Genomic DNA, 24,174 nt, shown 5'->3' with positions numbered 1-24,174 from the left:
GGGCAGATGACCCCTGTGAGCACCACCCCGCACCCCCCTCGTACCGCTCGTCGGTATGCCTGGCTGCGGGTGCTCCTGGTGCTCATCGCGCTGCTCGCGGCCGGTGCGCACGCCGAGGCCGTGACGGACGATTCCGACACGGTGTTCGCGTCCCAGGCCTGCGACGCGGAGCACGAGGTGCTCGTCGCGGCACTGCGGCCGGCGAACCCCCAGGGACCGCGTGCGCCCGTACCGCTGCGGCCGGTGCCACGGGGGACCGGCGGGCCGTCCGAACCCCGGGTCCCTGCCCCCGCGCCCGCCCGAGCACCGTTCTTCCCCGCCCTGTGCGCCCTGCGCACCGTCGTCCTGCGCTGCTGACCGGTCCGGCCTCCGCACCGTCGACCGCCGTCAGCAACCGCCGTCAGCAACCGCCGTCAGCAACCGCCGTCAGCAACGCAAGGACGAAGTCATGCCCAGAGATCCGTACGCCGCCCTGCTCGCCCTGCTGCGGGCCGAGGCCGTCCGCACCACCAAGCAGCGACCGAAACCCGATCCCGAACCCGACACCGGCGAAGAGCCCCCGCCGGCCGGCGCCCGGGAGAGCGACCACGAGTAGCAGACAGCGGCCGCCCGCACCGGGCGGCCGCCCCTACACGGTCCGGTGCTGCGACCGCCCTTCCGGTCGCGGCACTAGCGTCCGCGGCGGGCCGTTCCGAAGAGGGAGCGTGTGATCTCCCGGCCCAGCTGCGTGCCCAGGGAGCGGGCCAGGGACTTGAAGGCCCCGCTGGTGACGACCTGTTCGACCAGGGACGGCTCCTCCCGTCCGGTCTCCCGCCCGCCCCCGGTCGTCGTCTCCTTGACCGGCCGGCCTGCCGTCTCCCGGGCCGCGAGCCTCTCGTACGCCGACTCACGGTCGACCGCCTGCGCATAACGCCCGTACAGCGGCGACGACGTGACCGCCCGCTCCAGCCTCTCCGCGTCCACCGGCCCCATCAGGGACTCCGGCGCCCTCAGCCGTGTCACCGCGACCGGTGTCGGGGCGCCCCGCTCGCTCAGGACCGTCACCACCGCCTCCCCCGTGCCGAGGCCGGTCAGCACCTCCTCCAGGTCGTAGGCGGAGGTGGGGAAGGTCCGCACCGCGGCTTTCAGCGCCTTCTGGTCGTCCGGGGTGAAGGCGCGCAGCGCGTGCTGGACGCGGCTGCCGAGCTGGGCCAGGACCTCCGCGGGCACGTCCCGCGGGGTCTGCGTGACGAAGAGGACACCGACACCCTTGGAGCGGATCAGCCGCACCGTCTGGGTGATCGCGTCCAGGAACGCCTTGGACGCCCCGCTGAACAGCAGATGCGCCTCGTCGAAGAAGAAGACCAGCTTCGGCTTGTCGACGTCACCGACCTCCGGCAGATCGTGGAAGAGATCCGCGAGGAGCCACATCAGAAAGGTGGAGAACAGCTGCGGCTTGTCCTGGACCGCGGGCAGTTCGAGCACGGACAGCGTGCCCCGGCCGTCGGACGCCGTGCGCAGCAGCTCGCTCGTGTCGAACTCCGGCTCCCCGAAGAAGGGCGCCATCCCCTCCGCCTCGAAGGCCGTCAGCGCCCGCAGGATCACCCCGGCCGTCGCCGTCGACAGACCGCCGATCTCCTTCAGCTCCGCCCGGCCCTCGTCCGACGTCAGAAAGGCCACCACCGCCCGCAGGTCCTTCAGGTCGACCAGTTCCAGACCCTTGGTGTCCGCGTAATGGAAGATCAGGCCGAGCGACTGCTCCTGAGTCCGGTTCAGCTGGAGCACCTTCGACAGCAGCACCGGGCCGAAGCTCGTGATCGTGGCGCGGACGGGGATGCCCCGGCCGAGGCCGCCCAGTGCGTAGAACTCTGCGGGAAAGGCGGTGGGCGTCCAGTGCCCGCCGGTCTCGGCCGCCCGTGCGCGCACCCGCTCGTTCTCCTGCCCGGGTGCCGAGACACCGGAGACGTCCCCTTTGACGTCCGCCAGGAACACGGGCACGCCCTGGGCCGAGAGTTGCTCGGCGATCAGCTGGAGCGTCTTGGTCTTGCCGGTGCCGGTCGCGCCCGCGACCAGGCCGTGCCGGTTGAGCACCGACAGCGGGACGCGGATCCGCGCGCCGGGCAGGCACTGCCCGTCCCACACCAGGGCGCCCAGGTCGACGGCCGGACCCGCGAAGGCGTACCCGGACGCGATCTCCAGAGCCTGGGGAGGGAGCGCGGGAGCACTCCCCGGGGTCGCGGGCGCGGCGGCCCCGGGTACCGGCCGGCTGTCGCTCATCTCGTAGCACCTGTTCCGTTTTGCACCCGTTTACTGCATCTTTTCCAGCGTCGCACTCCGTCGCCATGGCTGCGCCCGGAACGTGTCGCCCGGTAGGCTTTCCGTGTGATCTTCAAGCGCATCGGAAACGGCCGGCCGTACCCCGACCACGGCCGGGAGAGCACCCGGCAGTGGGCGGACGTCGCGCCGCGCCCGGTCCGCCTCGATCAGCTCGTGACGACCAAGCAGCAGCTCGATCTGGAGACCCTCCTCGCCGAGGACTCGACGTTCTACGGCGATCTCTTCGCGCATGTCGTGAAGTGGCAGGGCGACCTGTACCTGGAGGACGGCCTCCACCGCGCGGTGCGCGCGGCGCTGCAGCAGCGCCAGGTCCTGCACGCGCGCGTGCTCGAACTCGGCTGATCCCCGGGCGGTCGTCCGCCCCTTCCCGGGGCGTTCGGCCGACTTCCCGGCGGACCTCGCCGCTCCGGCGCACTCCGCTCGATCCGGCGCGCCCGCTCTCGCGCCCGCGCCGTCCGCTCACTCCCCGCGCCCCCGTGTGCGCGTCCCCCGCGCGAACCTCCATGCCCGCGTCCGCACGCGGCCCGCGTCCGTTTCCTCGTCGGCTGCGCCCGCGTCCACTGCCTCGTCGGCCGCACCCGTTCGCGCACCGCCCGCCGTACGCGCCCGCGTCGCCGTCCGTTCGCCCCGATGACCCGTTCGGGTTGGACTGAGGGGCGCCCAATGATCATCTAGTAGGCATTGCCGCCTGGGCGCACTACGCTGCGCCCATGAGCATGCTGACTCCCCCCGGCATGGGTGGCCAGTACCGGATCACGGGGAGCAAGTACCCGAGGATGCGCCGACCCCGACGCCGCGGCAGACTCGTGGTCGCCATCGTCGCGTCGGTGGCCGCCGTCGGACTGATCGGCTGGGGAACACTGCAGCTCATCGATGTCTTCACCGGCGGCGACAAGACGTTGGCGGCCGGCTCCAAGGCGGGCTGCGCGCCCAAGGTGAGCCCGTCGCCCGCGGCCACCGGGACGGCCCTGCCCGCGCCCGGCCAGATCACCGTGAACGTCTTCAACGCCACGGCCCGCAGCGGCCTCGCCAAGGAGACCGCCGACGAACTGAAGAAGCGCGGCTTCCGCATCGGCACGGTGGGCAACGCGGCCGAGGACTACGACAAGAAGGTCAAGGGCGCCGGGGTACTGCTCGGCGCCAAGGCCGCCATGGGCACCAGCCTGCCCGTCCTCGGCACACAGCTCGCCGACGCCGACCGACGCACCGACGCCCGCACGGGAGGGTCCGTCGACCTCATCCTGGGCGACGGGTTCAAGTCCCTGACGGACAAGCCGGCCGCGGACAAGGCACTGTCGGCACTGGCCGCCCCGGCCGCGTCACCGTCAGCGGGCAAGAACAGCAAGAAGAGCTGCTGAGCCACTGGGCCGCCGGCCACGGCGTCCGGATCCGGACACCCCGCCGGAAGGCGCCCGCCCGAACCCCCGCCGGACCGGCGGGGGCGGGGCAGGGGGGTTCTACTCCGCCGCCCCGTACAGCCGGTCGCCCGCGTCGCCGAGTCCCGGCACGATGTAGCCGTGCTCGTTGAGGTGGTCGTCGACGGCGGCCGTGACCACCGTGACCGGCGTACCCGCCAGTTCGCGCTCCATCACCTCGACGCCCTCCGGGGCGGCGAGCAGCACCACGGCGGTCACATCGCGCGCCCCGCGCCTGATCAGCTCCTGGATCGCCGCCACGAGCGTGCCGCCGGTGGCGAGCATCGGGTCCAGGACGTACACCTGGCGCCCCGACAGGTCCTCCGGCATGCGCGTCGCGTACGTGGAGGCCTGGAGCGTCTCCTCGTTGCGGATCATGCCCAGGAAGCCCACCTCGGCGGTCGGCAGCAGCCGGACCATGCCGTCGAGCATGCCGAGACCGGCGCGCAGGATCGGCACGACCAGCGGACGGGGGCGGGACAGCTTGACGCCGGTGGTCACGGCGACCGGGGTCTCGACGTCGATCTGCTCGGTGCGGACGTCCCGCGTGGCCTCGTAGGCGAGCAGGGTGACGAGCTCGTCGGCGAGCCGACGGAAGGTCGCGGAGTCGGTGCGGCGGTCGCGCAGCGTGGTGAGCTTGTGGGCGACCAGGGGGTGGTCGACGACGTGGAGACGCATGTCCCTAACAGTAACCGGGCTTTCCACGGCCACCGCGCCGCGTACGGCCCCGGCCCGTCGCCCGGCCCCGGCTCGTCCGCGGAACGCTCCCGGTCCCGTCGCCCTTCCCCGGCCTCCCTGGCATCGAACCCCCCATCAGGGGGAAAGTGGGAAGGACGGAACCGGGGTGGTGTGCCTATGTCCGACCGGGAATCCCACGGGGACCCCGAAGCACAGGAGCCGGACGACGAGCGCAGGCGGCGCCGGGCCCTGTTCCTGCGCGAACTCACGGAGGCCCGGGAGCTTCGCGACCGCGTCCGGCCGCGCCGCGCCAAGGCCGCGCGCCTGCGTCACGCCATGCGCATGCGCACCTTCCGCTGGTAGCGACGCGGCCGCCTTGGGGGTGGCCGTGCGGCCACACCGCCCCGGGCCGCGTACGATCCGCTGGTGGCGGCAATGAGTGCGCTGGTGAGTGGACCGCTTCGGCCGGGGTGTTCGATCGGAGCATCCTCGATCGAAACGGCCAGACACAGGGAGCCGAAGACGTCCCCTGAACGCCTTGTTTCTGCCACGATTCCGAGTGGGCGGGGCTCGGAGAGAACACTCCCCGCCCACAACCTCCGCCGGGGGGAACCCCAACCGGCACGCCTATGACCAGTGGGAGAGTCACGGTGTACTTCGCCGCACTGCTCGCGCGCACCGAAGACGGGTGGGAAGCGAGCGACACAGAGCTCGACGATGTGGAGACCCTGTCGGATCTGACCGACCTGGCCCGCGACGCCTCGGTCGACGAGGACACGGTGCTCGTACTCATCGAGCAGGAGGACGCGTGGTTCGGCGTCGTCCGCGTGGACGGCGAGGACGACCCTCGTATCTACGTCTCGGACGCCTCCGCCGCCGCCCGTAGCTCGTACGGCGAGATCCTGCTCACCGACGAACTGCTCGGAAGGGAGCCCGGCGACGACGGCGCCGACCTGGACTCCCTCGACCTCGACGGCACCGAGGACGGTGAGCCCGAGGACGACGAGGACGGAACGGGCTCGGACGCCTCCGTGCCGCACGGCCCCGTGGGCGACAGCGAGATCCTCGACGACCTCGGCGTCGACGAGAAGGAGCTGCGCATCCTGGACGCCGAGGACGCGCTCAGCTCGATCGCCGAGGCCCTGGGCGCCTCGGAGGTCCTGGAGACCGTCCGCTAGGTGCACCGGGTGACCGAGGACGGGACGCCGGCCCCCGATCCGGTGCGCGACCGGTGGCGGGCCGCGATGCGGCTCGCCCTGGACGAGGCCGGCCAGGCCGCCGAGGGCGGTGACGTGCCCGTCGGCGCGGTCGTGCTGGCCGCGGACGGCTCGGTGCTGGCCGTCGGTCACAACGAACGCGAGGCGACGGGCGATCCGACGGCCCATGCGGAGATCCTCGCGCTCCGCCGGGCCGCGAGCGCGCTCGGCGAGTGGCGGCTGTCCGGCTGCACACTCGTCGTCACGCTGGAGCCCTGCACGATGTGCGCGGGCGCGCTGCAGCAGTCCCGGGTGGACCGGCTGGTCTACGGCGCACGTGACGAGAAGGCCGGCGCGGCCGGGTCGCTGTGGGACCTGGTGCGCGACCGGCGCCTCAACCACCGCCCCGAGGTCATCGACGGCGTACTCGCCGACCGGTGCGCCCAGCTGCTGACGGACTTCTTCCGGGCCCGCTGAGGACCGGCCCGGGAGGCCCCCGGAAACGGATTTCAGACCATGGCCCCCTGTGGGGTAGGGTCTCTCTCGGTAGCGTGTCCGAGCGGCCGAAGGAGCTCGCCTCGAAAGCGAGTGTGGCGCAAGTCACCGAGGGTTCAAATCCCTCCGCTACCGCCGAAGAAGGGCCCCGTCGACAGACGGGGCCCTTCGTGCGTCCACGAGCCCGGAGCCCGCGACACGACCCCTGGAAGAAGGCCGGGTGAGGGCCTGGTGCGATTCGTGATCTTTTGCGGTTCCCGAACAACAGGCCGAGATACACTCACCGGCGGCGAACAGGCCCACGGGGCGCAGCAGACGGGGGGAGGCCGCGGTGGCGGTGCAGGGGAAGAAGGTCGCGGTGTACGCGCTCGTGGTCTTCGCGCTCTACGTGATCATCACCGACCCTGCCAAGGCCGCCGACTATGTCCAGATAGGCTTCGAGGGCATCTCCAGCGCCGCCAAGGCCATCGGCCACTTCATGACCTGGATCGCCGACGGAGCCAAGTGAGGCTCCCGGCCGGGCGGCCACCGTCACCCCCCTGGGAGCGCCCGTGATCCGCCACCTGGTCCTCTTCAAGCTCAACGAAGGCGTCCGGCGCGACGACCCGCGCGTGGCGGAGGGGGTGCGCGCCTTCGAGAGCCTCGGCGACCGGATCGACGAGCTGCGCGCCTGGGAGTGCGGCTGGAACATCACCGACCGGCCCATCGCCTACGACTTCGCGATCAACTCGGCGGTCGACGACACGGACGCGCTCCGGCGTTACCTGGAGCACCCGGCACACCAAGCGGGCGTCGCGATGTGGCGCGAGTTCGCCACATGGGTGATCGCCGACTACGAAATCTGAGCGACACCGCCCACTGATTCCGTGCGACACCCCTCGCGGAGCCCCCCATCTCAACGATGGGGGGCTCTGCTGTGTCTTGTGCCCCAACTCTCCTTCAACACGGGGTTATGCGGTGCTTGCACCCAGTGTCCATTCTTGTGATGCTATGACCGCTTTTGACAGTGAGTTGACAGAGGCGTTGACGGATGAAGAGGTGGCGTTGACCGTGTCGGCCAGTACTGCGCCGCCTCAGGACGAGGCTTCGAGCCCGAGTCCCGACCGGCACCGGACACCCGCCACGGCCCCCGCACGACCCCAGGAATCCGACACCGCCCCCGCACGACCCCAGGAGCCCGACACCGCCCCCGCACGACCCCAGGAGCCCGACACCGCCCCCGCACGACCCCAGCAGCCCGACAGCACCTCCTCAGCCCCTTCCGCCCCTTCCGTCACGGCCGCCACGTCCACCCCTTCCGCCGCCCAACCGTCCGACAGCGCACCCCCCGCACCGCCGCCTCCCGACAGCGACTCCTCCGTCCCCTCCGCCCCTTCTGTCCCCTCCATCCCCACGGACCCCGAGGACCCCGAGGATCCCGACTCGGCGACCACCCCCCAAAAGCGCCGCGGCGCCGACACCCGGGCCCTCACCCAGGTGCTCTTCGCCCAGCTCAAGGACCTGGAGCCGGGCACGCCGGAGCACCACCGCGTACGCGGGGCGCTCATCGAGGCCAACCTCCCGCTCGTGCGCTACGCCGCCGCCCGCTTCCGCTCCCGCAACGAACCCATGGAGGACGTCGTCCAGGTCGGCACCATCGGCCTGATCAACGCCATCGACCGCTTCGACCCCGACCGGGGCGTACAGTTCCCGACCTTCGCGATGCCGACCGTCGTCGGCGAGATCAAGCGCTACTTCCGCGACAACGTCCGCACGGTCCACGTCCCGCGCCGGCTGCACGAGCTGTGGGTGCAGGTCAACAGCGCCACCGAGGACCTCACCACGACGCACGGGCGCTCCCCGACCACCGCCGAGATCGCCGAGCGGCTGCGTATCACCGAGGAGGAGGTGGTGGCCTGTATCGAGGCGGGGCGCTCGTACCACGCCACCTCGCTGGAGGCCGCCCAGGAGGGTGACGGACTGCCGGGTCTCCTCGACCGGCTCGGCTACGAGGACCCGGCCCTCGACGGGGTCGAGCACCGTGACCTCGTACGGCATCTGCTCGTCCAGTTGCCGGAGCGCGAACAGCGGATCCTGCTGCTGCGCTACTACAGCAATCTGACCCAGTCGCAGATCAGCGCCGAACTGGGTGTCTCCCAGATGCATGTGTCAAGGCTACTCGCCAGGAGCTTCGCGCGACTGAGATCCGCAAACAGGATCGACGCATAACTCACGCGAGCGAATCGTCCGCAAGGGTTCTTCCCGACAGTTCTGCGCTGAAAGGTCATCAGAACCCTTCCAACCAGGGCGCATTCACCTCTTGCGTGTCGACATGTCACTACAGCGTGTTGCCGACATGTGACATTCTTCCGGCAGCGCGTTTGCCGCAGCCTCGTGGCCGGTATTCAGGTGGAGGCTGCGTTCCCTACGACGGGAGCGTCCGCCGCGACCGTCCCGCGACCCAAAGGGGGTGGCATGTCCGCAGACAAGGGCAGCTCAAAGGTGCTCACGCTCATGCAGAGCGACTCCGCGCCCGATGTGCTTCAGGACCTTCAGGCCCCTCAGGACCCTCAGGACCTCCCGAGTGCCGAGATCCTCCCGGCTCCCGAGGCACCGGACCTTCCGTCCCCGGAGGCCATCGACACCCGCACCCTGTCCCGCTCCCTCTTCCTGCGGCTCGCCGCCCTCGACGAGAACAGCCCGGAGCGCGCCTACGTCCGGGACACGCTCATCGAGCTGAACCTCCCCCTCGTGCGCTACGCGGCCGCCCGCTTCCGCAGCCGCAACGAACCGATGGAGGACATCGTCCAGGTCGGCACGATCGGGCTGATCAAGGCGATCGACCGCTTCGACTGCGAACGGGGCGTGGAGTTCCCGACGTTCGCGATGCCGACGGTCGTCGGCGAGATCAAGCGGTTCTTCCGGGACACGTCGTGGTCGGTGCGGGTGCCGCGCCGACTCCAGGAGCTGCGCCTGGCCCTCACCAAGGCCAGCGACGAGCTGTCGCAGAAGCTGGACCGCTCGCCGACGGTCACCGAACTCGCCTCCGTGCTCGGGGTGTCGGAGGAGGACGTGGTCGACGGCCTCGCCGTCGGCAACGCGTACACGGCGTCGTCGCTGGACTCGCCCGCCCCCGAGGACGACGGCGGCGAGGGCTCGCTCGCGGACCGCCTCGGCTACGAGGACTCGGCGCTGGAGGGCGTGGAGTACCGCGAGTCCCTCAAGCCGCTGCTGGCCAAACTCCCGCCCCGCGAGCGGCGGATCATCATGCTGCGCTTCTTCGCGAACATGACGCAGTCGCAGATCGGCGAGGAGGTCGGCATCTCGCAGATGCACGTCTCCCGGCTGCTCACCCGCACGCTGGCACAGCTGCGGGAAGGCCTGATCTCCGACTAGTGCTGTGGCCGGACAGGTTTGCCGGGAAGCTCGCGGCGTCCGGTGCTGGGGGTGCCCCCACGCCTTTCGGGCAGTGGGGGAGCATCGCAAGGCGGAGCGTCGCCCGCGTACTGGATGTACTCGGGCGATTGGACAACGCGGCGAGGTGCCGCGCCTGGGGGCACCTCCCAGCCGCCAGGCTGGGGGAGTCGCGAGCCGGTGAACCTTTCCGGTCGCAGCACTAGGGAGCCTGACCCGCAGCGCGGGGAACGTCCAACACCCCGCCCGTGTCGCGCCGTTCGCGAGAACGGCCCGCCGGGCGGGGCCCGTCGGTCGGCAGCGGCCGCCAGGCGACACCAGGCCCGGCCGTACGAGCGTGGGTGCACCCGCGGAGGCGGCAGACGCCCGGAGCGCGACGCCCGTCGGGGGGCGTCGCGCCGAGCGCACGTCGCGGAGCCCGCGCGCGCGAGGGCGCGGGCCGGCGACGGTCATGAGAAGACGGGGGAGAAGGCGGCCGGCTCCTTGCGGAGTCCGGCTGCCGGTCACATCAGCGCGAGCCAGGCGACCGCGGCGACGATCACCACGGCGGCGACGACACCGACGATCAGGCCGACGCGCGGCCCTGCCGGAGCGGACGCCTGCTGCCTGCCCTGCGGCGCCTCGTCGACGAACGCACGGAACATCTGCGTGCTGCCGGCGGGGTCGTAGTTGCCCTGGGGGCCCTGGGTGTTAGCCATGGCCCGAGACCCTAGCGAATACCCGGGTGTCGCCCAAGTGGGGGATCCGCTCTCACACCCGGTCTCCACCGGAACAGCCCGGTCCACGCCCGTCGGCCACACGGTCTCCCGGCCTCCCACCTCGCCGTTTACGTTCGCAATACTTGCCTTTGCCAAGTTTTTGCCGCGCAAGCCGCCGATTAATTTGCCTGCAGCAACCAATCTCCCTACGGTTGCTCCAGGCAACGAATTGGAGGAGGTGCGATGGCCGCGCAAGCCCAGTACGAGGAACTGGCACGTCAGCTCAGTGCCATCGGGGCCGTCAAAAGGGACTTGGGGCGCATCCTGCCGCCCGACTGCCCGGGCGGCTCCGCCGCCGTGCTGACACTGCTCGGCCGTCACGGCGACATGCGCATGAGCAAGCTCGCGGAGCTGCTCGCCGTGGACATGTCGGTCACCAGCCGCCATGTCGCGCATGTAGCGGAGCGCGGCTGGATCGAGCGCTCCCCCGACCCCGCGGACAAACGCTCCCGCATCCTGCGCCTGACGACGGCCGGCCATGTCCAGCTCGACGAGCTGTCCCGGCGCAGCACCGACCTGCTGGCCGAGCGGCTCGCCGACTGGTCGGACGACGACGTCGGCCGCCTCATCCAGCTGATGGCACGACTGCGGGAGAGCTTCGGCGACTGCCGCTCCGCGCCCCGGCTCGCGCACTTCGCCCCCGTGGCGGAATCCGTTGCCGACCGGACCACCCGTACACCCGCATAAGGAACGTAAGAGAAGGAAGCTCATGGCAACGACCACACCAGCCGGTGTGCGGGCTCACGCCAAGCACGGGGGAGCCTCCCCGGACGGCGCTCCGATGACACACCGGCAGATCATGGAGGCCCTGTCCGGCCTCCTGCTCGGCATGTTCGTGGCGATCCTGTCGTCCACGATCGTGTCCAACGCTCTGCCGCACATCATCGGCGACCTCGGCGGCGGCCAGTCCGCCTACACCTGGGTCGTCACCGCGTCGCTGCTGGCCATGACCGCGACCACCCCGCTGTGGGGCAAGCTCGCGGACCTCTACAGCAAGAAGGCGCTCGTCCAGATAGCCCTGGTCATCTATGTCCTGGGCTCGATGGCCGCGGGCCTGTCGCAGAACCCCGGCATGCTCATCGCCTGCCGTGTCGTCCAGGGCGTCGGCGTCGGCGGTCTGTCCGCGCTGGCGCAGATCGTCATGGCGGCGATGATCTCCCCGCGTGAGCGCGGCCGTTACTCCGGCTACCTCGGCGCCACCTTCGCCGTCGCCACCGTCGGCGGCCCGCTGATCGGTGGTGTCATCACCGACACCGACTGGCTCGGCTGGCGCTGGTGCTTCTACGTCGGCGTGCCCTTCGCGATCCTCGCGCTGATCGTGCTGCAGAAGACCCTGCACCTGCCCGTGGTGAAGCGGGACGTCAAGGTCGACTGGGCCGGCGCGTTCTTCATCTCCGCAGCCGTCTCCCTGCTGCTGGTCTGGGTCACCTTCGCCGGTGACAAGTACAACTGGCTGTCGTGGCAGACGTACACCATGATCGCGGGCGCCATCGTCCTCGCCGGGATCTTCGTCTTCGTCGAGACCAAGGCCGCCGAGCCGATCATCCCGCTGCGGCTGTTCCGCAACCGCACCATCACCCTGTCGTCGCTCGCCTCGCTCTTCGTGGGTGTCGCGATGTTCTCCGGCACGGTGTTCTTCGCCCAGTACTTCCAGCTGGCCCGCGACAAGTCGCCGACGATGTCCGGTGTGCTGACCATCCCGATGATCGGCGGCCTGTTCGTCTCCTCGACCGTCTCCGGCCAGATCATCACCAGGACCGGCAAGTGGAAGGCCTGGCTGGTCAGCGGTGGTGTGCTCATCACGGCCGGTCTGGGTCTGCTCGGCACCCTGCGCTACGACACGGACTACTGGAAGACGGCCGTCTTCATGGCCCTGATGGGCCTCGGCATCGGCATGATGATGCAGAACCTGGTGCTGTCGACGCAGAACCAGGTGGCGCCCAGCGACCTCGGTTCGGCCAGCTCCACGGTGACCTTCTTCCGGTCCCTCGGCGGTGCGATGGGCGTCTCCGCGCTCGGCGCGTTCATGGCCCACCGGATCACCCACTACTTCACGGACGGCCTCGCCGACCTCAGCCCGAAGTACCAGCGGCTGGCGGCTCATTCGAGTTCCGACGGCGCCATCCCGGACCTGGCGAAGCTGCCCCGCCCGCTGCGTACCCTCATGGAGAGCTCCTACGGCCACGCCATCGGCGACGTCTTCCTGGTCGCCGCGTGCCTGGCGTTCCTCGCCTTCGTGATCACGCTGTTCATCAAGGAGGTCCCGTTGAAGACCCAGGGCGGTCTGGCGCAGGCCGCGGCGGCCGTGTCCGAGGAGACCCCGGCGGTCACCGCGACCGCCGCGACCACCGCCGCGGTGCCCGCCCCGGCCGAGGAGAAGGTTCCCAGCTGGGCGGCGGCGAGCACGGAGGCCACGCCCGACGGCACGGCCACGCAGCAGCGGCACGCGGCCGTCGCCACCCTCGTCGCACCCGGCGAGTCCACGCCGTCCGGCGGCGTCCCGGTGCGCGGTTTCGTCCGCGGCGCCGAGAGCGCCCCCGTCCCGCAGGCCGCCGTCACGCTGATCTCCCTCGGGGGACGCCAGCTGGGCCGGTCGGTCGCGGGGGCCGACGGCTCCTACGCGGTGGACGCGCCGGGCACGGGCTCGTACGTCCTGATCGCCTCCGCCGACGGCTACCAGCCGCAGGCCTCCACGATCGTGGTGAACGAGGAGCCGGTGGCGTACGACATCCTGCTCAGCGGCACCAGCGGCCTGACCGGTGTCGTCCGGGCCGCCGAGACCGCGCTGCCGGTCAAGGACGCCATGGTGATCGTCACGGATGTCCGCGGCGATCTGCTGGCCACCGCCACCACCGGCGAGCAGGGCGACTTCTCCTTCGCCGAGCTGGTGCCGGGCTCCGTCACCGTCGCGGTGAACGCCATCGGCTACCGGCCGCGGGCGCTGCCCGTCGACGTGGGCGGCACCGGGGTCACCCGGATCGAGATCGACCTCGACTCCGGCGCCCAGATCCTGGGTGTCGTACGGGCCCCGCACGGCCCCCTCGCGGACGCCCGGGTGACCCTGGTGGACGCGGCGGGCAACGTGGTCGGCACGGCCACCACCGGCACGGACGGCGCGTACGCCTTCACCGACCTGGACAACGGCGAGTACACCGTCATCGCCACCGGCTACCCGCCGGCGGCCACGGCGGTGAACGTGAGCGGCCGCGGCGTCGACGACCACGACATCACGCTGGCCCACCCGGGCGAGTAGGTCGGACCCCGGCCCGTGGGGGCGCGCTCTGAGCGGAGGTGCGCCCCCGCGGGCCGGTTTTTTGAGCATTCTACGGGGATATTCAAGGATTTAGAGGGAGACCACACGATGGCACTGACCGCACGGATCCGTACGCGGGACGGCTGGGCCGTGTCGCACGCGGTCGTCACCGTGACCGACATGACCGGTACGCAGGTGCTGCGCGCCGAGGCCGACGCGGAGGGGACCGTCCGCGACGCGACGGCGCTGACGCCCGGCGCGTACACGGTGATCGTGACCGCGGTCGGCTACGCGCCCGCCGCCTCCAGCGCGATCGTCACCGCGAGCGGCCGCGCCGAGATCGGCACCGTGACGCTGGCCCGGCAGGGCGGCGCCGAGCTGCCCCCGCCCGGGCCGTGGACCATCGACCCGGTCCACTCCTCGGTGAGCGCGGTCGCCCAGCACCTGGGCATCTCCAGCGTGCACGGACGCTTCACCGAGTTCTCCGGACGTATCGAGATCGCCCCGGACGAGGTGCAGAAGTCCCGCGTCGAGGCGGTCATCAGCGCCGCGTCCATCGACACGGGCAACGACATGCGCGACACCCATCTGCGGTCGGCCGACTTCCTGGACGTCGAGAGCTATCCGCAGATCACCTACCGCTCGGCCGGCCTGACGGCCGCGGGCTCCGACCGCTGGACGGTCCACGGTGAGCTGACCATGCGCGGCATCGTCCGCCCGGTCGACCTCAGCCTCGCCTACCTCGGCACCGGCGCCGACCCGTGGGGCGGCACCCGCGCGGCCTTCCGCGCCACGGCGGAACTGCGCCGCGAGGACTTCGCGATGAACTACAACCAGGTCCTCCAGGCGGGCATCGCCGCGATCGGCACCACGCTGCGGGTGGAGCTGGACATCCAGGCGGTGCAAGGCGATTCACTCCCGCAGGCGTAGGCACGGCAGGGTCAGTCTCCCGGGCCCGCCGAACGCCTAGGCTGCGTCCCATGGCACCGAACATCGCGACGAACACCTCCGTATCGCGGGACGAGCTGCTGGACTTCGTCCGCCCCCGGCACCGCGCGATCCTGCTGACGCGGCGCACCGACGGCAGCCCCCAGGGGTCACCGCTGACCTGCGGGGTCGACGACTCGGGACGGATCGTGGTCTCCACGTACCCGGAACGGGCCAAGACGCGCAACGCCAAGCGTGACGAACGGGTCAGCCTGATCGTGCTCAGCGACGAGTGGAACGGCCCGTGGGTCCAGATCGACGGCACCGGCGAGGTCATCGACTCGCCGGACTCCGTCGAGCCGCTCGTCGAGTACTACCGCAACATCGCGGGCGAGCACCCGGACTGGGACGAGTACCGCGAGGCCATGGTCAAGCAGGGCAAGTCGATCATCCGGATCACTCCGGTGAAGTGGGGCCCGGTGGCGACCGGCGGCTTCCCCGCCCGCCTCGCGTCACCGCAGGACTGACCGCCGGTGCCCGCGCCCGTCACCCCCGGGCGGCCATGGCCTCGATCCCCGCGATCAGCGTCTGCAGCGCGAACGTGAAGTCGCGTTCGCGCATCTCCTCCACCGTGTCACCGCCGCGGGCCTCGATGAGGTCCGCGGTGTGGTGCGCGACCTCGCTGTGGTCGGGGCTCTCCCTCACCGCGCCGAGCGCCTGGCGGACGTACTCGTCCTGGGTCGTCCCGGCCGCGGCACAGCGCTCGATGAAGTGGCCCTCGATCGTGCCGAAGCCGTACACGAACTGGAAGACCGCCGAGATCGCGCCCATCTGGCCGTGCGCGGGCAGCCCGGTCAGCCGGATCACCCGCTGCACGGCCATCGAGAAGGCCACGGCGTGCGGGCCGATGTTGAGGAACCGCCCGGCCAGCGGTGACAGCCACGGATGGCGCACCAGCAGCGCCCGGTACTCCGCGGCGAGCGCCCGCAGCTGTTCGCGCCAGTCCCGGTCGGAGTCGGCGGCCGGCAGCCGCATCTCTCCGAAGACGGCGTCCAGCGCCAGCTCCAGCAGATCGTCCTTGGTGTCCACGTACCAGTAGACCGACATCGCCGTGACGTTCAGCTCGGCGGCCAGACGGCGCATCGAGAACCCCGCGAGGCCCTCCGCGTCCAGCAGCCGTACGGTCGCCCCGGTGATCCGGTCGCGGTCCAGTCCGGACGGCTGACCTCCGCCCCCGCGCGAGCCGCCGCCCCGGGGCGCCTTGCCCTCCAGCCAGACGCTGGTCCGCGCCGGGCGCCCCGCCTGCTGGGCCGTCTTCACCATGGCGCACCTTCCTCGACACTCCGACCGCTGATCACGATGCCAGGTGCCCCCTGGGAGCGCGAGGCCCTCCCCCGCGCGGTGACGCCACCCGGCCACCATCCCCGAGTCTTCCCGTTCCGCCGCCGCGAAAAAGCGGTGGACCGGGCGTGTGCCCGGCCCACCGCTTCGAGGCCGTCCCTCAGATCCCGCCGACCGGCCGTCAGCCGCCGGTCTTGCGCGTGAGGTCGTAGAAGGTGGCCGAACCGGCCGTCACCTTCGTGAAGTTCTTCGTCACCCATGTGCTGATCTGCGAGGAGACGTTGGAGCCACCGGTGCCGCCGCCCCCGCCGCCGAAGCCGCCGCCGCCGGAGATGAAGTAGTGGATCCTGCCCTGCGCCACGTACTTCTGGAACTGGGCGAGCGTCGGGGACGGGTCGCTGCCGTTGAAGCCGCCGATCGCCATCACCGGGTCACCGGTGGCGAGCTGGTAGCTGGCGGCGTTCTGGGAGCCGATGGACGCGGCCGCCCAGGTGTACTTCCCGGCGTCCTTCTCCAGCAGCTTCTTGGCCGCGGAGCCGACCTCGGCACCGTTGAGCAGGCCGCCCATACCGCCGCCGCCCACGCCGCCCTCGCCCGTCCGGCCGCCACCGGGGAAGCCGTTGCCCTGCTGGTTCCGGCCGGTGCCGTTGCCCTGCTGCTGGTTCTGGCCTTGACCGTTCTGCCCCTGGCCGTTCTGGCCCGGCATGCCGCCGCCGGGGAGGCCGCCCATGCCGCCGGTGCCGCCGTTCCCGCCCGGGAAGCCGTTGCCCTGCGTGCCGTTCGGGGTGGTGCCGTTGCCGTTCTGCCGGCTCCCGCCCGGCATGCCGCCGCCGAAGCCGCCGCGCATACCGGCGCCGGGGCGTCCGCCGGGGCCGCCCATCATGCCGGCGCCCGCCGGACCGGCCGTCACGATCGAACCGGTATGGCCCTCGTTCACCGTGGTCAGGGTGTACGCGGTCGGGCCCGCGAGGGCGGCCGTGAAGCTCAGGGCCATCGTCGCGAGGGCGCGCTGCCGCCCGAGCCGGGCCACGAAGATCAGGCCGAGGGCACCGGCCAGACCGCCGACGAGGACGAGCCACTTCAGCCAGGGCAGATAGTCCGGCGTGCGGTTGAGGAGCACATACCCCCAGGCCGCGGTCGCCGTGGCGGTGGCCGCCAGCGTGAGCGACGCCCACGTCTTCGACCGCTCCTCCCACAGCACCGTGACGCCCATGCCGACCACGGCGGCGATGTAGGGGGCGAGGGCCACCGTGTAGTACTGGTGGAAGATGCCCGCCATGTAGCTGAAGACGACCGCGGTCATCAGCAGCGAACCGCCCCAGGCGAGGAACGAGGCGCGCGTCAGGTCCGTGCGCCGGGCCTTCCAGGTCAGCAGGAGGCCCGCGACGAACAGGATCAGCGCGGCCGGCAGCAGCCAGGAGATCTGGGAGCCGATCTCGGAGTTGAACATCCGGTTCCAGCCGGTGGCGCCCCACTGGCCGCCGTTGCCGCCGCCCATGCCGCCGTCGCCGCCGCCCATACCGCCGACGCTGCCGGTCTCGTCGCCGTTGATACGGCCGAGGCCGTTGTAACCGAAGGTCAGCTCCAGGAACGAGTTGTTCTGCGAGCCGCCGATGTACGGGCGCGAGGACGCGGGCCACAGCTCCACGATCGCGACCCACCAGCCGCCGGAGACGACCAGCGCGACCGTCGCGAGGCCCAGTTGCACCAGCCTCTTCCTGAGCTTCACGGGCGCGCAGACCCCGTACACGACCGCCAGGGCGGGCAGGATCAGAAAGGCCTGCAGGGTCTTCGTCAGGAACGCGAGCCCGACCGCGGCCCCCGCCCACACCAGCCACTTGGTACGGCCGTCCTCCAGGCCCCGGATGACGAGGTAGACGGTGAGCGCCATCAGCAGCGCGAGCAGCGCGTCCGGGTTGTTGAACCGGAACATCAGCGCGGCGACCGGGGTGAGCGCGAGCACGGCACCGGCGATCAGACCGGCCGCGGGGCTGAACCGGCGCCGGACGGCCGCGTACACGACGGCGACCGTGAGGACGCCCATGACGACCTCGGGGACGAGGATCGCCCAGGAGTTCAGGCCGAAGACCCGCACCGACAGGGCCATCGGCCAGAGCGCGACCGGGGGCTTGTCGACGGTGATCGCGTTGCCCGCGTCCAGCGAGCCGAAGAAGAGCGCCTTCCACGACTTGCTGCCGGCCTGGACGGCCGCCGAGTAGAAGGAGTTGGCGTACCCGGAGGCGCTCAGGCCGTACAGGTACAGCAGTCCGGTGGCGAGCAGCAGACCGAGGAACGCGGGGCGCGCCCAGCGCGGGTCCTCGGGCCGGCCCCGCAGGAATCTCCGCGCGAGCGGCTGCCCGGGCTCACCGGCGCCGGGGGCGGGCGCCGACGGGGTGACGGGCTGCTGCGACTCGGCCGTGGGGGGCGGCCCCCAGGACCGGGGATCCGCGCCCTCTCGGTGGGTCGGCTGCTCGTACTGGGTGGTCATCGGTAGTCCCTAGGGTCGGTGTCCTGCGGACGCACCGGCTGCAGTGGCATGGTCGCGTCCTTCCAGGTGGCGCGGTCCGCGTCGGCACCGGCGCGGAACCGGGTGGTGTCGTACGAGGACTGCGGCGCCGCGGAGCGCCGCGGCAGCGAAGGGTGCTGCTGGGAGTGCTGGTGCGGCTGGTACTGGTGTGGCTGGTGCTGGTGGGGGTGCTGCGGGAACTGGTGCGTCGCGTACGGGCCGGAGGCGTCGAAGGCCGGGGGCGGCGTCCGGTCGTCGTCGTGCCGGTCCGGGAAGACCCAGGCCCTGAAGAGCAGGAACCGCAGCACGGTCGCCGCGAGGTTGGCGGCGATCAGCACCGCCAGTTCCGTGGAGTGCGCGGGGTTGCCGATCGCCGCGTTCAGGGCGGCGAGGGAGCCGCTGGTGAGGGCGAGACCGATACCGAACACGACCAGGCCCTGCGCCTGGTGCCGGACGGCGCCGCCCCGGCCGCGCACCCCGAAGGTGAGCCGGCGGTTGGCCGCCGTGTTGGCGACCGCCGAGACCAGCAGGGCGAGCGCGTTGGCGATCTGCGCGCCCGAGAACTGCCGGAAGAGGCTGTAGAGCGCCAGGTAGAAGAGGGTGGACAGGCCGCCGACCACACAGAAGCCGACGAGCTGGCGGGCCAGGCCCCGCGGCACGTCCTGGATGTCCCGGTCGCGCGGGTCGTCGCCGAACGGCCGGGCGAGCCGGTCCAGCGGCAGCGAGCCGCCGGCCAGCGCCTTGCCGATCCGCCACACGCCCTTGAGGTCGTCGGTCGCCGTCTTCACGATGTGCACGGTCGAGTCGGGGTCGTCGACCCAGTCGACCGGCACCTCGTGGATCCGCAGACCGGCACGCTCGGCGAGGACCAGCAGCTCGGTGTCGAAGAACCAGCCGGTGTCCTCCACCAGCGGCAGCAGCACCTGGGCCACATCACGGCGGATCGCCTTGAATCCGCACTGGGCGTCCGAGAACCGGGCCTGCAGCGAGCCGCGCAGGATGAGGTTGTAGACACGGCTGATGAACTCCCGCTTGGGACCGCGCACGACCCGGGAGGTGTGGGCGAGCCGGGAGCCGATCGCGAGGTCGGAGTGGCCCGAGATCAACGGTGCCACCAGGGGGAGCAGCGCGTTGAGATCGGTGGAGAGGTCCACGTCCATGTAGGCGAGGATCGGAGCGTCCGAGGCCGACCAGACGGTCCGCAGGGCGCGGCCGCGGCCCTTCTGCTCCAGGCGGAACGACCTCACCTCCGCGACCTGTGCCTCCAGCCGTGCGGCCACCTCGGGGGTGGTGTCCGTGGACGCGTTGTCCGCGATCGTGATGCGGAAGGCGTAGGGGAACGTACGGGTGAGGTGCTCATGGAGCCTGAGCACGCACGGCTGGAGGTCCTTCTCCTCGTTGTAGACGGGGATCACTACGTCCAGGACCGGCGTGCCGGCTCCGGCGGCCGGGAGGTGCTCCCGCGCCGGCAGGGTGCCGGGAGAAGAATCGGTTCGCATGGAACCGACTCTTCTCAAGCGCCCTGTCGCACCCGTGTGGTGGCGCTGTGGTGTGCCTGTGAGTGCGGTTGCCAGTTCGTTTCGGGCGCGGGTGAGGGCGCGTACGGGGTCAGCGCGGGCACATGCACGGTGAACACCGTCCGTCCGGGCACGCTGTCCACGGTCACCGCGCCGCCGTGCGCGGTCGCGACGGCCTGCACGATGGCGAGCCCGAGACCGGTGGAGCCGGTGGCCCGGGAGCGCGCCGAGTCGCCGCGCGCGAACCGTTCGAAGACATGCGGCAGCAGGTCGGGCGGAATGCCCTGGCCGTCGTCCTCGACGTCCACGCACAGCCAGGGCCCTCGCCGTGCGACGCGTGCGGTCACGGTCGTACCGGGCGGGGTGTGGGTGCGTGCGTTGGCGAGCAGATTGACGATCACCTGCTGGAGCCGGGCGGCGTCCGCGAGGACGAGTGCGGGCTCGTCGGGTAGTTCGAGCCGCCAGTTGTGGTCCCGGCCGGCCGCACGTGCGTCGCTCACGGTGTCCACGACGAGCGGTGCGAGGTCGGTCTGCTCGAACTGGAGCGGGCGGCCCGCGTCCAGCCGGGCGAGCAGCAGCAGATCCTCGACGAGGAGGGTCATGCGCCCGGCCTCGGACTCGATCCTTTTGAGGGCGTGCCGGGTGTCGGGCCCGGTCTCCTCGCGGCCTCGCCTGGTCAGCTCGGCGTATCCCCGGATGGAGGCGAGCGGGGTACGCAGCTCATGGCTGGCGTCGGCGACGAACTGCCGTACCCGCATCTCGCTCTGCTGCCGTGCGTGCAGGGCGCCGTGGACATGGTCCAGCATCCGGTTGAGCGCGGCTCCGACCTGCCCGACCTCGGTGTGCGGATCGGTCTCGGACTCCGGCACCCGTTCGTCGAGGGTGACCTCGCCGGTGTGCAGGGGCAGTTCGGAGACCCGGGTGGCGGTCGAGGCCACCTTGCGCAGGGGCCGCAGGGCGAGCCCGACGAGCACGGATCCCGCGATCCCGGCGGCGACGAGACCGGCGGCGGTGACGCTGACCTCGACGACGATGAGGGTGTCGATGTTGTCGGTGACGTCGGAGGTGGGCAGCGCGATGTAGTAGCTGCCGCGGGTGCCCGACACATACATGACCCGGTACCCGCCCAGGCCCGGGATGTCGACGCTGTGGATGCCCTTCTTGGGCACGTTGGCGAGCGCGGCGACCTGCGCGGCGTCGAGCCGGCTGGGGACCATGCCCTTGAAGCCGCCGCTGCTGTCGTTGTTCGACTTGGAGACGGCCGCCTTGACGATCCGGCCGCTCGTGTTGACCACGGCGGCGACCGTCCCGGGCTGCGCCCCTCCCTTGGTGACGATGAAGTCGAGCTGTGCGTCCGTCGACTCGGCGTGGCCCGAGGTGCCCGGCAGGGACCCGGTACCGGACGCCGATTGCGAGCCGCCGTCCGGGCCGGGCGGTCCCCCGTCGGGCGCCCCCTTGGGCAGCCCGGCGACACGGTGGCCGATCTCGTCGACCTGCGCGTCCTTCTGCCGGTACAGATGCTGGCTCAGCGCGATCGTCGTCACCGTGCCGATCACCGCGCACACCACGGCGATCAGCGTGACCGCCGAGACGACGAGCCGGGTCCGCAGCGTGCGCGACTGTCGCGCTCGCCTCTGCGTACGCGGCCGTCGTCGGCTGCTCATGACACCGCGGGCTTGATCAGGTAACCGGCGCCGCGCCGGGTGTGGATCATCGGCTCGCGACCCGCGTCGATCTTGCGCCGCAGATAGGAGATGTACAGCTCGACCACATTGGCCTGGCCGCCGAAGTCGTACGACCACACACGGTCGAGGATCTGCGCCTTGCTGAGCACGCGTCGCGGGTTGCGCATCAGAAAGCGGAGCAGCTCGAACTCGGTCGCGGTCAGGTGGATGCTGTCCCCGGCCCGCCACACCTCGTGGCTGTCCTCGTCCAGGGTGAGGTCACCGACGACCAGCACGGAGTCCGAGCGGCGGTCGGCGGCGCCGGAGCGCCGGATCAGTCCGCGCAGCCGGGCCACGACCTCCTCCAGGCTGAACGGCTTGGTGACGTAGTCGTCCCCGCCGGCGGTCAGACCCGCGATCCGGTCCTCCACGGCGTCCTTGGCGGTCAGGAAGAGCACCGGAACGTCGGGCAGTTCGCGGCGCAGCCGTCCCAGGACGCTCAGGCCGTCCATGTCCGGGAGCATCATGTCCAGGACGACCGCGTCGGGCCGGAACTCGCGTGCGGTCTGGATCGCGCCGTGCCCGTCCCCCGCGCTGCGGATCTGCCAGCCTTCGTAGCGCAGAGCCATGGACAACAGTTCGGTGATCGACAGCTCGTCGTCCACCACCAGCACTCGGACGGGGCTCCCGTCCGGCCTCAGCAGTTCGGTGCGCCCGTGGGGCGAGGTCGTGGTCATGATGGACACCTTGTCCGGGACCCCTGAGAAAGCCCTTTCACGAGTCTGTGATTTCCCTGAGAAACGCACAGGCGCCTCTCAGGAAGTTCCTGGGAAGAGCGCCAAATGGCCTGGTTCCAGGGGCGAATGGCCTCGCCACGGGCCGCAGATGAGACGGAGATGAGCGCCCGTCGCCGTGAGACGGCTGTGAACGGACTGGGGATGAGCGGAGCTCAGCGGGGCGGGGCGGCCGTGCCCCTGTCGAAGGTGTGGCTGCGCTCGACCTTGGCGATGTGCAGCGAGTACGTCTCGTACCACTGGGCGCGCCCGCGCTGCTGGGCCGCGCGGTGCTCCGCGTTGCTCCGCCACTCCTCGATGGCGGCCAGGTCCCGGAAGTACCCGACGGTGATCGACAGTCCGCCCGGCATGGCGGCGAAATCCATACCGAGATACCCGGGAACCTCCTTGACCAGCTTCTCCATCTGCTCGGCGGTCTCCCCGTATCCCTCACGGTCCTCGGTGGGCAGGGAGGTGAAGACCACGACGTAGTACGGGGGTTCGAGGGCGGGGACGGGTGCGGGGACGCGGGGTGCCCGGACGCCGGGAACGGATACGGCGGGGGAGACCTCGGGTGCACTGCGGTGATCGCTCATAACGCCACGATCGGTGGCGGCACCACGGCCGTCCACCCCTTTCTCAGAACAACCCGTCTTCTCAGACAACCCGTCGTCTCAGAACAACCCGTCCTGTACGCCCGACTCCCCCATCTCCCTGACCGGCACGCTCAGTTCCCCGCCCGCGGTCCCCGTCAGCTCCCATCCCGTCATCAGCCGTGTGTCGAGTACGACGACGCCGCGCCCGGTGGCCAGATGGAGATCGGGCCCGGCGACGGCGAGCAGATCGCCGCTCACCACCCCGCCGGCGACCAGCTCGCTCACCACGCCGTCCGCCCGCAAAAGCCCCTCCAGCCCGAACACCGCGCCGTGGTCGACGGCCTGGAACGGTGCCCGCTCCAGGGACTCCGGCCAGCCGGCCAGCCCCACCGCGCTCGCATGCAGCTCCGCCAGCTCGGCGGCCCGCTCCCCGGCCGACGGCAGCGCGGACCGCACCGCGCGCTTGTCGGCGTACGGAATCCGGTCCGGCACCCCCAGCGCGGCCCGCAGCAGCTCCTCGGTGCGGCGCGCCGCCATCAGGGGGCCCTGCCCCAGCCAGCTGAAGGTGACGGCGCCCTGTTCCAGCAGCCGTGCCGGTCCGCGCTCGGCCGCGGTGATCCCGACCTTGACCATGCCGGGCCCGAACCAGGCCAGATACACCCGGTACGGCCGCGGATCGTCAGCGACGGTGTCGGCGGCCACGGAGTGCGCCCGGTCCAGTCGCGCGCACTCCTCGCACCGCGCGCCGGTGCTCCGCCCCGACACCTCGGCCCGCATCGGGCATCCGTGCCCCCGCGCCCCCACGCAGGTCCGGACGCTCCCCGCCAGGACCGCGAAGGCCACCCGCCTCCCCCGTGCCAGCCCACTGTGCCGCCCCCCTTCCCACCGCAGCGTCGGCCCGCCGTCGCCCCACGACAGCCCCGTACATCTCCACGCCCGAGTCATCACCACCGAGAGTAGGGGCCGCCACTGACAACGCCCCCAACCGACAACGCCCCCCCAACGCCGAAGGCCCCGGATCTCTCCGGGGCCTTCGTTCTGTGCGCCGTCGGCGGTATGCGCGCCCGCGGCGGTCACGGAGTGCGGTCGTCCGACCGGGTGGCCTCGCCGGACGCCCGCCGACGGCGGCGGAACGCCCACAGACCGAGCAGGGGGGCACAGCAGCTCAGAGCCGCCGCGCCGAGCTTGCAGAAGGCGATGAGCAGTTCAAGTTCCGAGGGGGGCACCACGACGCTCCTTCGATCGGTACCGACGGGAGCTTCAGTGGACACGACGGTCGGCGGTGTCCACGACGGGCATCGGCGGGTACCGCCGCTCCCGTACCAGAGCCCGCCGTTCATGAGCCC

The 24,174-nt window shown here is 71.4% G+C and carries 26 protein-coding genes and 1 tRNA gene; 16 read left to right on the top strand and 11 right to left on the bottom strand.

All coding sequences use genetic code 11. The features are described 5' to 3' along the window. Window positions 1–15 precede the first annotated feature (15 nt). Both AB0L95_RS08005 and AB0L95_RS08000 read left to right on the top strand, forming a co-directional pair. The gene (locus tag AB0L95_RS08005; RefSeq protein ID WP_365158612.1) at window positions 16–357 is read left to right on the top strand and encodes a hypothetical protein; all 342 of its coding nucleotides are present in this window, start codon (window positions 16–18) and stop codon (window positions 355–357) included. A 91-nt stretch (window positions 358–448) separates the two neighbouring features. Further along, entirely contained in the window at window positions 449–595 is a 147-nt protein-coding gene (locus tag AB0L95_RS08000; protein WP_365158609.1) for a hypothetical protein, read from the top strand. A gap of 74 nt (window positions 596–669) precedes the next feature. On the opposite strand, the gene AB0L95_RS07995 is transcribed toward AB0L95_RS08000, so the two are convergent. Continuing rightward, window positions 670–2,256 carry a helicase HerA-like domain-containing protein gene (locus AB0L95_RS07995; protein ID WP_365158606.1) on the bottom strand — a complete coding sequence of 529 codons (1,587 nt, stop codon included), beginning with the start codon at window positions 2,254–2,256 and terminating at the stop codon, window positions 670–672. Between the two features lie 105 nt (window positions 2,257–2,361). Here AB0L95_RS07995 and AB0L95_RS07990 point away from each other — a divergent pair, with 105 nt between their 5' ends. Both AB0L95_RS07990 and AB0L95_RS07985 read left to right on the top strand, forming a co-directional pair. After that, a complete protein-coding gene (locus AB0L95_RS07990) occupies window positions 2,362–2,658 on the top strand; it encodes a type II toxin-antitoxin system VapB family antitoxin (RefSeq protein WP_003986294.1) in 297 nt (98 codons plus the stop codon). A gap of 368 nt (window positions 2,659–3,026) precedes the next feature. Continuing rightward, entirely contained in the window at window positions 3,027–3,674 is a 648-nt protein-coding gene (locus AB0L95_RS07985) for a LytR C-terminal domain-containing protein (RefSeq protein WP_365158603.1), read from the top strand. Window positions 3,675–3,773: 99 nt separating this feature from the next. Here AB0L95_RS07985 and upp read toward each other — a convergent pair whose 3' ends face one another. Continuing rightward, window positions 3,774–4,409, bottom strand: coding sequence for a uracil phosphoribosyltransferase (upp, locus tag AB0L95_RS07980; protein ID WP_365158600.1), 636 nt, complete (start codon window positions 4,407–4,409; stop codon window positions 3,774–3,776). 177 nt (window positions 4,410–4,586) lie between these two features. Here upp and AB0L95_RS07975 point away from each other — a divergent pair, with 177 nt between their 5' ends. The 8 genes from AB0L95_RS07975 to AB0L95_RS07940 all read left to right on the top strand — a co-directional run bounded on the left by AB0L95_RS07975 (window position 4,587) and on the right by AB0L95_RS07940 (window position 9,475). Continuing rightward, window positions 4,587–4,772: a hypothetical protein gene (locus tag AB0L95_RS07975; RefSeq protein WP_365158597.1), complete on the top strand. Its 186-nt coding sequence runs from the start codon at window positions 4,587–4,589 to the stop codon at window positions 4,770–4,772. Window positions 4,773–5,059: 287 nt separating this feature from the next. Continuing rightward, on the top strand, window positions 5,060–5,587 hold the full coding sequence (locus tag AB0L95_RS07970) for a hypothetical protein (RefSeq protein ID WP_365158771.1): 528 nt from the start codon (window positions 5,060–5,062) through the stop codon (window positions 5,585–5,587). 66 nt (window positions 5,588–5,653) lie between these two features. Then, window positions 5,654–6,082: a tRNA adenosine(34) deaminase TadA gene (gene tadA, locus AB0L95_RS07965; protein ID WP_365158769.1), complete on the top strand. Its 429-nt coding sequence runs from the start codon at window positions 5,654–5,656 to the stop codon at window positions 6,080–6,082. A 68-nt stretch (window positions 6,083–6,150) separates the two neighbouring features. Next, window positions 6,151–6,235 (top strand) — tRNA-Ser (locus tag AB0L95_RS07960). Window positions 6,236–6,431: 196 nt separating this feature from the next. Continuing rightward, window positions 6,432–6,608 (top strand): hypothetical protein, encoded by a 177-nt coding sequence (locus AB0L95_RS07955; protein ID WP_365158595.1) that lies wholly within the window; start codon window positions 6,432–6,434, stop codon window positions 6,606–6,608. A gap of 43 nt (window positions 6,609–6,651) precedes the next feature. Next, window positions 6,652–6,945 carry a Dabb family protein gene (locus AB0L95_RS07950; protein ID WP_365158592.1) on the top strand — a complete coding sequence of 98 codons (294 nt, stop codon included), beginning with the start codon at window positions 6,652–6,654 and terminating at the stop codon, window positions 6,943–6,945. 541 nt (window positions 6,946–7,486) lie between these two features. Further along, entirely contained in the window at window positions 7,487–8,308 is an 822-nt protein-coding gene (locus AB0L95_RS07945) for an RNA polymerase sigma factor SigF (protein WP_365158767.1), read from the top strand. 246 nt (window positions 8,309–8,554) lie between these two features. Continuing rightward, complete coding sequence (locus tag AB0L95_RS07940; protein WP_365158589.1) at window positions 8,555–9,475, top strand: RNA polymerase sigma factor SigF; 921 nt, start codon at window positions 8,555–8,557, stop codon at window positions 9,473–9,475. A gap of 521 nt (window positions 9,476–9,996) precedes the next feature. Here AB0L95_RS07940 and AB0L95_RS07935 read toward each other — a convergent pair. Continuing rightward, window positions 9,997–10,191: a hypothetical protein gene (locus AB0L95_RS07935; protein WP_365158586.1), complete on the bottom strand. Its 195-nt coding sequence runs from the start codon at window positions 10,189–10,191 to the stop codon at window positions 9,997–9,999. A gap of 243 nt (window positions 10,192–10,434) precedes the next feature. Here AB0L95_RS07935 and AB0L95_RS07930 point away from each other — a divergent pair, with 243 nt between their 5' ends. The 4 genes from AB0L95_RS07930 to AB0L95_RS07915 all read left to right on the top strand — a co-directional run bounded on the left by AB0L95_RS07930 (window position 10,435) and on the right by AB0L95_RS07915 (window position 14,958). Further along, window positions 10,435–10,938, top strand: coding sequence for a MarR family transcriptional regulator (locus tag AB0L95_RS07930; RefSeq protein WP_365158584.1), 504 nt, complete (start codon window positions 10,435–10,437; stop codon window positions 10,936–10,938). Window positions 10,939–10,960: 22 nt separating this feature from the next. Further along, window positions 10,961–13,504, top strand: a complete 2,544-nt coding sequence (locus AB0L95_RS07925; RefSeq protein WP_365158581.1) for an MFS transporter — start codon at window positions 10,961–10,963, stop codon at window positions 13,502–13,504. A gap of 108 nt (window positions 13,505–13,612) precedes the next feature. Further along, window positions 13,613–14,434: a YceI family protein gene (locus tag AB0L95_RS07920; protein WP_365158578.1), complete on the top strand. Its 822-nt coding sequence runs from the start codon at window positions 13,613–13,615 to the stop codon at window positions 14,432–14,434. 50 nt (window positions 14,435–14,484) lie between these two features. Then, on the top strand, window positions 14,485–14,958 hold the full coding sequence (locus AB0L95_RS07915) for a PPOX class F420-dependent oxidoreductase (protein WP_365158575.1): 474 nt from the start codon (window positions 14,485–14,487) through the stop codon (window positions 14,956–14,958). A 19-nt stretch (window positions 14,959–14,977) separates the two neighbouring features. Here the strand turns inward: AB0L95_RS07915 and AB0L95_RS07910 are convergent, their stop codons facing one another. The 8 genes from AB0L95_RS07910 to AB0L95_RS07875 all read right to left on the bottom strand — a co-directional run bounded on the left by AB0L95_RS07910 (window position 14,978) and on the right by AB0L95_RS07875 (window position 24,054). Beyond that, window positions 14,978–15,754, bottom strand: a complete 777-nt coding sequence (locus tag AB0L95_RS07910; protein ID WP_365158572.1) for a TetR/AcrR family transcriptional regulator C-terminal domain-containing protein — start codon at window positions 15,752–15,754, stop codon at window positions 14,978–14,980. Window positions 15,755–15,953: 199 nt separating this feature from the next. Further along, complete coding sequence (locus AB0L95_RS07905; protein WP_365158570.1) at window positions 15,954–18,260, bottom strand: glycosyltransferase family 39 protein; 2,307 nt, start codon at window positions 18,258–18,260, stop codon at window positions 15,954–15,956. Next, window positions 18,257–19,777 carry a bifunctional glycosyltransferase family 2/GtrA family protein gene (locus tag AB0L95_RS07900; RefSeq protein ID WP_365158567.1) on the bottom strand — a complete coding sequence of 507 codons (1,521 nt, stop codon included), beginning with the start codon at window positions 19,775–19,777 and terminating at the stop codon, window positions 18,257–18,259. The genes AB0L95_RS07905 and AB0L95_RS07900 overlap by 4 nt, the downstream gene beginning before the upstream one ends. 14 nt (window positions 19,778–19,791) lie before the next feature. Then, on the bottom strand, window positions 19,792–21,459 hold the full coding sequence (locus AB0L95_RS07895) for a HAMP domain-containing sensor histidine kinase (RefSeq protein ID WP_365158564.1): 1,668 nt from the start codon (window positions 21,457–21,459) through the stop codon (window positions 19,792–19,794). After that, a complete protein-coding gene (locus AB0L95_RS07890; protein ID WP_365158561.1) occupies window positions 21,456–22,196 on the bottom strand; it encodes a response regulator transcription factor in 741 nt (246 codons plus the stop codon). Before AB0L95_RS07890 ends, AB0L95_RS07895 begins: the two co-directional genes overlap by 4 nt. Window positions 22,197–22,408: 212 nt before the next feature. After that, a complete protein-coding gene (locus AB0L95_RS07885) occupies window positions 22,409–22,828 on the bottom strand; it encodes an antibiotic biosynthesis monooxygenase (protein ID WP_365158558.1) in 420 nt (139 codons plus the stop codon). Between the two features lie 78 nt (window positions 22,829–22,906). Next, complete coding sequence (locus AB0L95_RS07880) at window positions 22,907–23,773, bottom strand: DUF2797 domain-containing protein (RefSeq protein ID WP_365158555.1); 867 nt, start codon at window positions 23,771–23,773, stop codon at window positions 22,907–22,909. A gap of 128 nt (window positions 23,774–23,901) precedes the next feature. After that, window positions 23,902–24,054, bottom strand: a complete 153-nt coding sequence (locus AB0L95_RS07875) for a hypothetical protein (protein ID WP_365158552.1) — start codon at window positions 24,052–24,054, stop codon at window positions 23,902–23,904. Between the last annotated feature and the right edge of the window lie 120 nt (window positions 24,055–24,174).

It is taken from the genome of Streptomyces sp. NPDC052036, assembly GCF_040680495.1.
Classification (GTDB): domain Bacteria; phylum Actinomycetota; class Actinomycetes; order Streptomycetales; family Streptomycetaceae; genus Streptomyces.
Note: the sequence above shows the minus strand (reverse complement) of the source record. Positions and strands in the feature narration are given on the sequence as shown.

Bases quoted from the DNA above. Each gene is read 5' to 3' on its own strand.
- AB0L95_RS07930 (WP_365158584.1), top strand. From the start codon at position 10,435: ATGGCCGCGCAAGCCCAGTACGAGGAACTGGCACGTCAGCTCAGTGCC.
- AB0L95_RS08000 (WP_365158609.1), top strand. From the start codon at position 449: ATGCCCAGAGATCCGTACGCCGCCCTGCTCGCCCTGCTGCGGGCCGAG.
- AB0L95_RS07920 (WP_365158578.1), top strand. From the start codon at position 13,613: ATGGCACTGACCGCACGGATCCGTACGCGGGACGGCTGGGCCGTGTCG.
- tadA (WP_365158769.1), top strand. From the start codon at position 5,654: ATGCGGCTCGCCCTGGACGAGGCCGGCCAGGCCGCCGAGGGCGGTGAC.
- AB0L95_RS07995 (WP_365158606.1), bottom strand. From the start codon at position 2,256: ATGAGCGACAGCCGGCCGGTACCCGGGGCCGCCGCGCCCGCGACCCCG.
- AB0L95_RS07900 (WP_365158567.1), bottom strand. From the start codon at position 19,777: ATGCGAACCGATTCTTCTCCCGGCACCCTGCCGGCGCGGGAGCACCTC.
- AB0L95_RS07890 (WP_365158561.1), bottom strand. From the start codon at position 22,196: ATGACCACGACCTCGCCCCACGGGCGCACCGAACTGCTGAGGCCGGAC.
- AB0L95_RS07915 (WP_365158575.1), top strand. From the start codon at position 14,485: ATGGCACCGAACATCGCGACGAACACCTCCGTATCGCGGGACGAGCTG.
- AB0L95_RS07935 (WP_365158586.1), bottom strand. From the start codon at position 10,191: ATGGCTAACACCCAGGGCCCCCAGGGCAACTACGACCCCGCCGGCAGC.
- AB0L95_RS07905 (WP_365158570.1), bottom strand. From the start codon at position 18,260: ATGACCACCCAGTACGAGCAGCCGACCCACCGAGAGGGCGCGGATCCC.
- AB0L95_RS07895 (WP_365158564.1), bottom strand. From the start codon at position 21,459: ATGAGCAGCCGACGACGGCCGCGTACGCAGAGGCGAGCGCGACAGTCG.
- AB0L95_RS07880 (WP_365158555.1), bottom strand. From the start codon at position 23,773: ATGACTCGGGCGTGGAGATGTACGGGGCTGTCGTGGGGCGACGGCGGG.
- AB0L95_RS07925 (WP_365158581.1), top strand. From the start codon at position 10,961: ATGGCAACGACCACACCAGCCGGTGTGCGGGCTCACGCCAAGCACGGG.
- AB0L95_RS07910 (WP_365158572.1), bottom strand. From the start codon at position 15,754: ATGGTGAAGACGGCCCAGCAGGCGGGGCGCCCGGCGCGGACCAGCGTC.
- upp (WP_365158600.1), bottom strand. From the start codon at position 4,409: ATGCGTCTCCACGTCGTCGACCACCCCCTGGTCGCCCACAAGCTCACC.
- AB0L95_RS07985 (WP_365158603.1), top strand. From the start codon at position 3,027: ATGAGCATGCTGACTCCCCCCGGCATGGGTGGCCAGTACCGGATCACG.
- AB0L95_RS07940 (WP_365158589.1), top strand. From the start codon at position 8,555: ATGTCCGCAGACAAGGGCAGCTCAAAGGTGCTCACGCTCATGCAGAGC.
- AB0L95_RS07975 (WP_365158597.1), top strand. From the start codon at position 4,587: ATGTCCGACCGGGAATCCCACGGGGACCCCGAAGCACAGGAGCCGGAC.
- AB0L95_RS07885 (WP_365158558.1), bottom strand. From the start codon at position 22,828: ATGAGCGATCACCGCAGTGCACCCGAGGTCTCCCCCGCCGTATCCGTT.